Here is a 10,424-nt window from a genome sequence, read left to right as displayed (position 1 = left end):
GGGAGGCCGGGAGGCCGGGAGGCCGGGAGGCCGGGAGGCCGGGAGGCCGGGAGGCCGGGAGGCCGGGAGGCCGGGAGGCCGGGAGGCCGGGAGGCCGAGAGGCCGAGAGGCCGGGAGGCCGAGAGGTCGGGAGGCCGAGAGGTCGGGAGACCGGGCAGCCGGGCAGCCGAGAGGCCGGGAGGCCGAGAGGCCAGACCGCCGGACAACCGGACAACCGGACGGCGGGGAGGCCGGACCGCCGGACAGCCGAGCAGCCGGGCGGAGGGGCGAGCAGCCGGGCGGCAGGAACGAGCAGCCAGCGGCCCTAGCCCTCCAAGGCCGTGCTCTCCAGTGCTGCCCTCTTCTTGCGGCCGCGGCCCACCTGCGTGCGGACCGCGCCCATGCTCGCGGCGATCACGAGGGCGATCGCGGCGGCCTCGCTCGCGGCGAGGGCCTGGTCGAGGACGAGGAAGCCCGCCGCAGCGGCGAGGGCCGGTTCGAGGCTCATCAGGATCGCGAAGGTGGAGGCGGGCAGCCGGCGCAGGGCGAGCAGTTCGAGGGTGTAGGGCAGGACCGAGGAGAGCAGGGCGACCGCCGCGCCCAGGCCCAGGGTCACCGGGTCGAACAGCTTCGTACCGGACTCGGCGAGGCCGAGGGGCAGGAACAGCACCGCTCCGACCGCCATGGCCAGGGCGAGTCCGTCGGCCTGGGGGAAGCGGCGGCCCGTACGGGCGCTGAAGACTATGTAGGCGGCCCACATGGCGCCCGCGCCCAGCGCGAAGGCCGCACCCGTGGGGTCGAGGCTGCTGAACCCGCCCCCGCCGAGGAGGAAGACACCGGCGAGCGCGAGGCCCGCCCAGACGACGTTGATCGCGCGACGGGAGGCCACGACCGACAGGGCGAGCGGGCCGAGGACCTCCAAAGTCACGGCGGGGCCCAGCGGGATGCGGTCGACGGCCTGGTAGAAGAGGCCGTTCATCGCGGCCATGGTGACGCCGAAGACGACGACCGTGCCCCAGTCGGCCCGGGAGTGGCCGCGCAGCCGCGGCCGGCAGACCACCAGCAGGACGACCGCCGCCACCAGCAGCCGCAGTGCCACCACCCCGAGGGCCCCGGCCCTGGGCATCAGCGTCACCGCGACCGCGGCGCCGAACTGCACGGAGACCCCGCCCGCGAGCACCAGGCCGACGGGGCCGAGGGAGCCGAAGCGGCCCGGGCCGGCCGGCGGGGAGCCGGCGGCACCGGTCGTGGACTGGGGCGGGGCGGTGGTCTCCGGGGTGGTCACGGGCGGATCCTGTGCTCGAGGGGCGGGTTCCGGGGTGCTGCTCATGTGCGGTGCGTACACCCTGATGCACTCAACGTACAGCCCGGTGCACTACACAGTCCAGGGTAATGGACTTCGTCAGGTGCGTGAACCCTTTTTGCCTCTGTCTTGCCCTCCGAGACGTCAGCGGCGGGCGAGATACAGGCTGAATCCCTTGTAGAGCAGCCGGTTGAGGGGGTGGTCCCACTCGCCGAGGTACTCGACGGCCTCGCCGCCGGTGCCCACCTTGAAGCGGAGCAGCCCCAGCAGCGGGCTGGACTCCTCCAGGGTGTCGGTGATGCCGCGCAGGTCGTAGACGGCGGCGCCCAGTTCGTGCGCGTCGCTCATCATGCGCCACTGGACGGCGCTGCTGGGCTGGACCTCGCGGCGGCGGGCGGTGGAGGCGCCGTAGGAGTACCAGACGTGGTCGCCGACGGTCAGCATGGTGGCCGCGGCGAGCACCTCCCCGTCGTGGTGGGCGAGGTAGAGCCTCATGCGGTCGGGGTGTTCGGCGGTGAGCGCGTTCCACATGCGCTCGAAGTAGGGCAGCGGGCGCGGCAGGAAACCGTCCCGTTCGGCGGTCTCGGTGTACAGCTCGTGGAAGACCGGCAGGTCCGGCAGGTCACCGCGGACGACCTTCACCCCGGCCTTCTCCGCCTTCTTGATGTTGCGCCGCCACTGCTGGTTGAGGCCGTCGTGGATCTCCTCCAGCGACCGCCCGGCGAGCGGCACCTGGAAGACGTGACGGGGCTGCCCCGCGGCGAAGCCGTCCTCGCCGGCCGGGGTCTGCCGCCAGCCCATGTGCCGCAGGACGTCCGCGACCCGCCCGGCCCGGGTCTCGTACGACGTGGCCCGCACGTCGCGCAGCCGCCGGGCGGCCGGGTCGGTGATGGCGGCCTTGACCGTCTCGGCGCTCCAGCGGCGCACCACGACCGGGGGGCCCATGCGCACGGCGAAGGCGCCCCGGCCCTTCAGATACGTCAGCATCGGCTCCAGCAGGCGTTCCAGACCCGGTTCGTGCCAGTCCAGGAGCGGGCCCTCGGGCAGGTAGGCGAAGTACCGCGGCAGGCCGGGCAGCCGCGGACCGGGCAGGGGCCGCAACAGCACCAGGCCCGCGCCGACGAGCTGCCCGGCCCCGTCGAACCAGCCGAGGCTCTCCGCCTCCCAGTCGGGCTTCACCTCACCCCAGGACGGGACCTGGGTGTGGCTGGCGGAGGGGCGGCCCGCGACGAACGCGAGGTGCTCGTCGCGGGTGATCGGCTGGACGCGGACGCTCATGCGCGGGCTCCTTCGAGCAGCGGCCCTCGACGGGCAGTGACTGGTCCCGCGAGCGTAGGAGCGGCCCGGGCCCTCCCCCGGCTCAGACACTCGGGTCCACCCACCCGTGGCCCGAACGCCCCACAGACCCCCGCTGCCTCACTCCTCTTCCCGCGCCCCCTGCGGCGCTCCGCCCTCGTCCAGCACCTCGTCCAGCGCCTCGTCCAGCGCCTCGTCCCGCGTCTCGTCCAGCGCCTGGGCCAGCACCTCGGCCAGGTGCCTGCCCCGGACGCCGGCCAGGTGCTGCAACTGGGTGCGGCAGGAGAAGCCGTCCGCCAGGACCACCGCGCCGTCCGGGGCCTCGCGCACCGCGGGCAGGAGGTGTTCCTCCGCGACGGCCACGGAGACGTCGTAGTGGCCGCGGGTGAAGCCGAAGTCGCCGGCGAGCCCGCAGCAGCCGCCGCTCAGTTCCCCGGTGAGCCCGGCCTCCCGGCGCAGCCGGCGGTCGGCGGCGTCACCCAGGACCGCGTGCTGGTGGCAGTGGGTCTGTCCTGCCACCGGGCGGCCGACGCGCGGCGGGCGCCAGGCGGGGGCGTGCCGCTCCAGCGTCTCGGCGAAGGTGAGGACCCGGGCGGCGAGGCGGGCGGCGCGCGGGTCGTCGTGCATCAGTTCCGGGAGGTCGGTGCGCAGGGCGGCCGCGCAGCTCGGCTCCAGGACCACGACCGGCGCTTCCGTCTCCAGCACCGGTTCCATCAGGTCGAGCGTGCGGCGCAGGACGGCGCGGGCGCGGTCCAGCTGGCCCGTGGAGACGTACGTCAGCCCGCAGCACACCCGGCCCCGCCCGCGCAGCAGCGACCGCGGGTCGAGGGCGACCGTCCGGCCGTCGCCCACGGGGGGTCGTGCCAGGTGGACGGTCGGCGGCAGCGCCACCCGCAGCCCGGCCGCCTCCAGCACCCGTACGGCGGCCTGCCCCACGGCGGGTGAGAGGTGCTCGGTGAAGGTGTCGGGCCACAGCACCACGAGCTCGCCGCTCGCGGCCGGGCGGTGCGGGCGCCGCCGCTCCCACCAGCCGCTGAACGTCCGCCGCGCCAGCCGCGGGAGCGGCCGCTCGGGTGCGATCCCGCCCAGCCGCCGGGCCGCCCACGCGAGCGGCCGGATCCCGGTCAGCGCGTTGACCAGCCCGGCCGTGCGGGTGCGCGCGACCACCCGCAGCCACAGCGGCAGCCGGCCCATCGAGTGGTGCGCCGCGGGGCGCCGCCGCCCGGCGTAGTGGTGGTGCAGGAACTCCGCCTTGTACGTGGCCATGTCGACGCCGACCGGGCAGTCCGAGCGGCAGCCCTTGCAGGACAGGCACAGGTCCAGCGCGTCCCGCACCTCGGGCGAACCCCAGCCGCCGGTGACGACCTCGCCGGCGAGCATCTCGTGCAGCAGCCGGGCCCGCCCGCGCGTGGAGTGCTCCTCCGCGCCGGTCGCCCGGAAGGACGGGCACATCACGGCCGGGCCGGACACCGACTCCGTACGGCACTTGGCGACACCCACGCAGCGGCGCACCGCGGCCGTGAAGTCACCGCCGTCGGCCGGGTAGCCGAAGGCGACGTCGACGGGCTCGCGGGGCAGCACGGCGAAGCGCAGGCCGGAGTCCAGGGGCGCCGGCCGCACCAGCATCCCGGGGTTCAGCAGGTCGTCGGGGTCCCACACGCCCTTCACCCGCTCGAACAGGCCGACCGTCCGCGGCCCGTACATCGTCGGCAGCAGCTCGGCGCGCGCCTGCCCGTCGCCGTGCTCACCGGACAGGGACCCGCCGTGCGCCACCACCAGCTCCGCGAGTTCCTCGGAGAAGCGGCGGAACCGGGCGACTCCGGGCCGGGTGAGCAGGTCGAAGTCGATACGGACGTGGATGCAGCCGTCCCCGAAGTGCCCGTAGGGAGTGCCGCGCAGACCGTGCGCCGCCATCAGCGCCCGGAAGTCCCGCAGATAGGCGCCCAGCCGTGCGGGCGGTACGGCGCAGTCCTCCCAGCCGGGCCAGGCCTCGGTGCCGTCCGGCATCCGGGTCGCCGTGCCGCTGGCGTCCTCGCGGATCCGCCACAGCGCCTGCTGCCCGGCCGGGTCGGTGACGACGAGCGCGTCCAGGACGTCGGCCGCCCGCACGATCGTCTGCGCACGCGCGTGTGCCTCCGCCGCCGACTCCCCGCCGGTCTCCACGAACAGCCAGGCCCCGCCCCGCGGCAGGTCCGCCGCGGACGGCACCAGGTCCGCCGCCATGCCCTCGACCGTGAGCGGGCGGTACGGCAGCAGCCCGGCGGCCGCCTCGGCCGCCGCGCTCTCGTCGGTGTACGCCAGCACGGCGAGCGCACGCGCGCGTGGCGCCTCGACCAGCCGCACCACCGCCTCGGTGAGGACGCCCAGGGTGCCCTCGCTGCCGCAGAAGGAGCGGGCCACGTCGGCGCCCCGCTCGGGCAGCAGGGCGTTCAGCGCGTACCCGGAGATACGGCGGGGCAGGTCCGGGAAGCCGGTGCGCAGCAGGGCCAGTTCCCCCTCCGCCAGGGGGCGCAGGCCCTGCGGTGCGCCGGCCCACTGCCGTCCGAGCCGCAGCCGTTCCCCGCGCGCGGTGAGGACGCCCAGTTCCCGGACGTTGTCGGCGGTCGTCCCCCACGCCACCGAGTGGGAGCCGCACGAGTTGTTGCCGATCATGCCGCCGAGCGTGCAGCGGCTGTGCGTGGAGGGGTCGGGGCCGAAGCGCAGCCCGTGCGGGGCGGCGGCCTCCTGGAGCCGGTCCAGGACGAGCCCCGGCTGCACGACGGCCGTGCGCTCCTCGGGGTCCAGCGCGACCAGCCGGTTCATGTGCCGGGTGAAGTCCAGGACGACACCGGTCCCGGTGGCCTGCCCGGCGATGGACGTCCCCCCGCCCCGGGCGACGACCGGCACCCCGTGCTCCCGGCACACCGCCAGCGCGGCGGCCACGTCCTCGGCGTCCACCGGGGCCACCACCCCCAGCGGGACGCGCCGGTAGTTGGACGCGTCCATGGTCACCAGCGCCCTGTCCCCGGCCCCGAAGCCGACCTCACCCCGGACGACCGCCCGCAACTCCGTCTCGAGGACGGGGGAATCAGTCATACGCCCAGCATGCACGGCCCCCTGCCCGACCCGGAACGCGAAACGGACACGGTCACCGCTCCCCTGGCGGGCGGCGAGCGGCAGCCCGCGCCCCGGCCCGGCAAGGCACGGCGCGAGTACCACCCGGGGGCCCGACCCTGGCAACCGGCGGGCGGCAGGCAGCAGCCCACATCGCCGTCCGGCGCGGCGCAGGAAACGGGCACGGCCACCACTCCCCCCGGCAGGCGACGGGCGGAGGCCCCGTCCCGGCCCGGCATGGCGCGGCCCGCCGAGTCGCCCGGCCCGGACACCCGGCCCCTGACAGGCCGCGGGCAGCAGTCCGCGTCGCCGTCCGGCGCGGGACGGGAAAGGGACACGGCCACCGCTCCCCCGTCAGGCGGCGAGCGGCAGCCCGCGTCGCCTGCCGGCGCGGCACGAGCCCCGCCGGGGCACCGGGCCCGGACACCCGGTGGGTGGCAGGCGGCGGTCGGCAGCCCGCACCCCCGCCCGGCACGGCACGACCCCGCCGAGGCGCCCGGCCCGGACACTCGGCACCCCGCACCCGGCACCCGGCAGGCGGCGGGCCTCCGGAAGTCGCCGCCCGCCCCCGTCTCAGCCGACGGACGACGTTTCGCCCGCGTTTGGGGAAACGGCTACGCTCCCCTCCGTGGCTGAGATCCAGATTCCCTCTGACATCAAGCCCGCGGACGGACGTTTCGGCGCGGGACCCTCCAAGGTGCGGACGGAGGCGCTGGACGCCCTCGCCGCCACCGGCACCTCCCTCTTGGGCACCTCCCACCGCCAGGCCCCCGTCAAGAACCTGGTCGGTCAGGTCCGCGAGGGCATCAGCGAGCTGTTCCAGCTCCCCGACGGCTACGAGGTGATCCTCGGCAACGGCGGCTCCACCGCGTTCTGGGACATCGCGACGCACGGCCTGATCGAGAACAAGTCGCAGCACCTCAGCTTCGGCGAGTTCTCCTCCAAGTTCGCCAAGGCCGCCAAGCTCGCCCCGTGGCTGGCCGACCCGGACGTCATCGCCGCCGGCCCGGGCACGCACCCCGAGGCCGTCGCCCAGTCCGGCGTGGACGTCTACGCGTTCACGCACAACGAGACCTCCACCGGTGTCGCCATGCCGATCAAGCGCGTGGCGGGCGCCGACGAGGGCGCCCTGGTGCTCGTGGATGCCACCTCCGGCGCCGGCGGCCTGCCCGTCGACGTCAGCGAGACGGACGTCTACTACTTCGCCCCGCAGAAGTCCTTCGCCTCCGACGGCGGCCTGTGGATCGGCGTGTTCTCCCCGGCCGCGATCGAGCGCGCCGAGCGGATCCACGCCTCCGGCCGCCACGTCCCGGAGTTCTTCAGCCTGCCCACGGCGATCGACAACTCCCGCAAGAACCAGACGTACAACACCCCGGCCTTGTCCACCCTCTTCCTGCTGAACCAGCAGCTGGAGTGGATCAACGGGCAGGGCGGCCTGGACTGGGCGGTGCGCCGCACGGCCACCTCGGCGCGGACGCTGTACGGCTGGGCCGAGGACGTGAAGTTCGCGAACCCGTTCGTCACCGACCCGGCCAAGCGCTCGCAGGTCATCGGCACGATCGACTTCACCGACGAGGTCGACGCCGCCGCCGTCGCCAAGGTGCTGCGCGCCAACGGCATCGTGGACACCGAGCCGTACCGCAAGCTCGGCCGCAACCAGCTGCGGGTCGCGATGTTCCCGGCGATCGACCCGGCGGACGTCGAGGCGCTCACCCAGTGCGTCGACTACGTGATCGACAAGCTCTGACCGCCGCGCGGACATGAGTGAGGGCGCCCCGCGTGTGCGGGGCGCCCTCGCCCGTCCCCGGCCCGGCTCCCGGCCCCGACGGCGGCCCGGTGGCTCCTAGGAGCGGCGCCTCAGTCTCCGCAGGGCGACGACCACGACCAGGGCCGCGCCCGCGGCGATCGCGCCCGTCCTGAGGGTGCCGTCGAGTCCTTCACCGCCGTCGGACGCGGCCGAACTCCCCTTGTCCGAGGACGAGCCGGAGCCCCCGCCCCCGGGTGCGTCCTGCGGCTCCACCGGGCTGTCGGCGCCCTCGGCCCCGTACATGAGCTTCGTGCCGTCGGCGGTGTAGGTGACCGACTCCCCCTGCCCGAGGAACGGCACCCCGAGCCGCTCCTTGCGCTTGATCCTCCCGCCGTTCCAGTCGTACGCGATCGACCCGAAGTAGCTGCGCACGACGAGGTGTTCACCGTCCGGGGAGAGCGTGGCGTCGGTGGCCTCCAGGTCCGGGACGGCGGCGACGGGGCGGAAGGTGTTGGACCCGGAGGCGGAGAGCCGGGCCGGGCCCTCGTAGAGGTGGCCGCCCTTCTCGTTCTTGTCGACGATGTAGACCCGGCCGGTCTTCGGGTGCACGACCAGGGACTCCGCGTCGCGGGGACCGTCGGAGTACTTCACGACGTACTGCGTGGCCCGGATCGTCCGGTCCGTCAGCTCCTTCGGCTCGGGCAGCCGGTAGATCCAGACGTACGGCCAGGTGCCGCCGAGGTTGTCGCCGATGTCGCCCACGTAGAGGTGGCCGTCCGGCCCGACGGAGATGGCCTCCACGTCGCGCGGGCTGCCCACTCCGGACATCGTGATCGTCGCCACCGTCTCACCCGTGGAGCCGTCCACGGCGTACAGGTACGCCCCGTCGTCGCTGTCGTTGTGCGTCCAGTAGATGCCCGGGTGCTGCCGGGAGGCCGCCAGGCCGCTGGACTCGGTGATGCGCGGATCCCTGATCGTGAACTTCCCGTCCCCGTCCCCGTCGGCGGCGGCGGAGGCGGGCGCGGCGAGCGCGCCCGTGACGAGGGCCGCGGCGACGAGGGCGAGAGATCTGCGCATGCCCCAAGCCTGCCATCCCGCCCGGCCGTTCAGCGGGCCGGGACCGGAAGCCGGGGCGGTGGGCGGGGGTTCCGGGACCGGGGCGCGTGGCCCGACTCACACCCCGCCGGGCGGGCCGATCGTCCATGATGAGCGGATGCTCAGGTTCATGCCCGTCGGTGACTCCATGACGATCGGGAGCGCGGGCGAACACACGTGGCGCTACCGCATGTGGCAGCACCTGTGCCGCAGCCACGGCGGCCCGTTCACCCTCGTCGGCCCCCGCGAGACCCTCCACGACAAGCTCGCCGGCACCCCGACCTCTCTCGCGTACGCCGAGCCCGGCTTCCCGCGCGCCCACCTGGCCGGCTGGGGCGAGGGCTGGCTGCACATGGCGCCCCTGATCGGCGAGGCGGTGCGGGCCGGCCGCGCGGACGTCCTGCTGGTCTCCCTCGGCCTCATCGACCTCGGCTTCTACACGAACGCCGAGCAGACCTCCGAGAACGTCCGGGCCTTCGTCCGCGAGGCACGGGCGGCCGACCGGCGGGTGCGGATGGTGTGGCTGCCGGTCACCCCGAACATCCGGGCGCGGACGGACGAGGCCTTCGCCGCCGAGGTCGCCCGCTTCAACGAACTCCTCGCCAAGACGGCGGCCGACCTCGACGAGCCCGGCTCCCCCCTCCTCCTGGCCTCCTCCCCGCCCTCGTACGACGTCTCCGCCGACACCTACGACGGCACGCACCCCAACGCGAGCGGCGAGCACAAGATCGCGGCCGCCTTCGCGGAGGCCCTGCACCAGGGCTGGGGCCTGGGCGGGCCCTACCGGCCGTAGCTCCCCTCGGTGCTTGCCTGGAGCGCACTCCAGGACGTTGGCTTGGGCACCATGGAGTACACGCAGCTCGGACGCACGGGACTCAAGGTCAGCCGGCTCGTCCTCGGCACCATGAACTTCGGTCCGCAGACCGACGAGGCCGACAGCCACGCCATCATGGACGCGGCTCTGGACGCCGGCATCAACTTCTACGACACCGCGAACGTGTACGGCTGGGGCGAGAACAAGGGCCGTACCGAGAGCATCATCGGCACGTGGTTCGCCCAGGGCGGGGGCCGGCGCGAGAAGGTCGTCCTCGCCACGAAGGTCTACGGCAACATGGGTGCCGACGGCCCGGCCTGGCCGAACCACGACAAGCTCTCCGCCGTCAACATCCGCCGGGCCGTGGACGCCTCCCTCAAGCGGCTGCAGACGGACTACATCGACCTCTACCAGTTCCACCACATCGACCGGGACACCCCGTTCGAGGAGATCTGGCAGGCGATCGACGTCCTGATCCAGCAGGGCAAGATCCTCTACGTCGGCTCGTCCAACTTCCCCGGCTACAAGATCGCCCAGGCCAACGAGATCGCCGCCCGGCGCGGCGGGACCATCGGCCTGGTCAGCGAGCAGTGCCTGTACAACCTCGCCGAGCGGCGCGCCGAGATGGAGGTCGTGCCGGCCGCGCAGGACTACGGCCTCGGGGTGATCCCCTGGTCGCCGCTGCACGGCGGCCTGCTGGGCGGTGTGCTGAAGAAGGAGGTCCAGGGCGGCCGCCGCGCCTCGGGCCGCGCCGCCGACGCGCTCGCCGACCCCGCGCAGCGGTCCCGCATCCAGGCCTACGAGGACCTGCTCGACAAGCACGGAGTGGAGCCCGGTGAGGCCGCCCTGGCCTGGCTGCTCACCCGCCCGGGCGTGACCGGCCCGATCGTCGGCCCGCGCACCGCCGAGCAGCTCGCCTCCGCGGTCCGCGCGGTCGAGCTGGAGCTGTCGGAGGAACTGCTGTCCGGGCTGGACGAGATCTTCCCGGGCCCGGGACCGTCCCCGGAGGCCTTCGCCTGGTAGGCCCGCCCCGGCAGCCCTCCACGGGGAACCGCGCGACACACCACCCACCGGCCCACCGCCGCAGGGCAGGCGTC

Annotated in this window: 7 protein-coding genes; 3 read left to right on the top strand and 4 right to left on the bottom strand. The window is 74.5% G+C overall.

What is annotated here, in order from left to right; translation table 11 throughout:
- Window positions 1-304: 304 nt before the first annotated feature.
- The 3 genes from ACH4C6_RS25750 to ACH4C6_RS25740 form a co-directional block, all read right to left on the bottom strand.
- A complete protein-coding gene (locus ACH4C6_RS25750; protein WP_398110954.1) occupies window positions 305-1,309 on the bottom strand; it encodes an EamA family transporter in 1,005 nt (334 codons plus the stop codon).
- A gap of 117 nt (window positions 1,310-1,426) precedes the next feature.
- A complete protein-coding gene (locus ACH4C6_RS25745; RefSeq protein ID WP_398110953.1) occupies window positions 1,427-2,560 on the bottom strand; it encodes a lipid II:glycine glycyltransferase FemX in 1,134 nt (377 codons plus the stop codon).
- A gap of 138 nt (window positions 2,561-2,698) precedes the next feature.
- Entirely contained in the window at window positions 2,699-5,653 is a 2,955-nt protein-coding gene (locus tag ACH4C6_RS25740) for an FAD-binding and (Fe-S)-binding domain-containing protein (protein ID WP_398110952.1), read from the bottom strand.
- 646 nt (window positions 5,654-6,299) lie between these two features.
- Between ACH4C6_RS25740 and serC the strand changes: the two genes are divergently transcribed.
- A complete protein-coding gene (gene serC, locus ACH4C6_RS25735) occupies window positions 6,300-7,418 on the top strand; it encodes a phosphoserine transaminase (protein WP_398110951.1) in 1,119 nt (372 codons plus the stop codon).
- 96 nt (window positions 7,419-7,514) lie between these two features.
- Here the strand turns inward: serC and ACH4C6_RS25730 are convergent, their stop codons facing one another.
- Complete coding sequence (locus ACH4C6_RS25730; RefSeq protein WP_398110950.1) at window positions 7,515-8,495, bottom strand: WD40 repeat domain-containing protein; 981 nt, start codon at window positions 8,493-8,495, stop codon at window positions 7,515-7,517.
- Window positions 8,496-8,631: 136 nt separating this feature from the next.
- Here ACH4C6_RS25730 and ACH4C6_RS25725 point away from each other — a divergent pair, with 136 nt between their 5' ends.
- Together ACH4C6_RS25725 and ACH4C6_RS25720 are read left to right on the top strand one after the other, a co-directional pair.
- Entirely contained in the window at window positions 8,632-9,306 is a 675-nt protein-coding gene (locus ACH4C6_RS25725; protein WP_398110949.1) for an SGNH/GDSL hydrolase family protein, read from the top strand.
- A 51-nt stretch (window positions 9,307-9,357) separates the two neighbouring features.
- A complete protein-coding gene (locus ACH4C6_RS25720; RefSeq protein ID WP_398111140.1) occupies window positions 9,358-10,350 on the top strand; it encodes an aldo/keto reductase in 993 nt (330 codons plus the stop codon).
- The last annotated feature ends 74 nt before the right edge of the window (window positions 10,351-10,424 follow it).

This window comes from Streptomyces sp. NPDC017943 (assembly GCF_044328425.1).
GTDB lineage: Bacteria > Actinomycetota > Actinomycetes > Streptomycetales > Streptomycetaceae > Streptomyces > Streptomyces djakartensis_A.
The sequence above is the reverse complement of the archived record's forward strand: the minus strand, read 5'-3'. Positions and strand labels throughout refer to the sequence as shown.

Excerpts from the sequence above, each read along its gene's own strand:
- ACH4C6_RS25750 (WP_398110954.1), bottom strand. The coding sequence starts at position 1,309 with ATGAGCAGCACCCCGGAACCCGCCCCTCGAGCACAGGATCCGCCCGTG.
- ACH4C6_RS25730 (WP_398110950.1), bottom strand. The coding sequence starts at position 8,495 with ATGCGCAGATCTCTCGCCCTCGTCGCCGCGGCCCTCGTCACGGGCGCG.
- ACH4C6_RS25745 (WP_398110953.1), bottom strand. The coding sequence starts at position 2,560 with ATGAGCGTCCGCGTCCAGCCGATCACCCGCGACGAGCACCTCGCGTTC.
- ACH4C6_RS25740 (WP_398110952.1), bottom strand. The coding sequence starts at position 5,653 with ATGACTGATTCCCCCGTCCTCGAGACGGAGTTGCGGGCGGTCGTCCGG.
- ACH4C6_RS25725 (WP_398110949.1), top strand. The coding sequence starts at position 8,632 with ATGCTCAGGTTCATGCCCGTCGGTGACTCCATGACGATCGGGAGCGCG.
- ACH4C6_RS25720 (WP_398111140.1), top strand. The coding sequence starts at position 9,358 with ATGGAGTACACGCAGCTCGGACGCACGGGACTCAAGGTCAGCCGGCTC.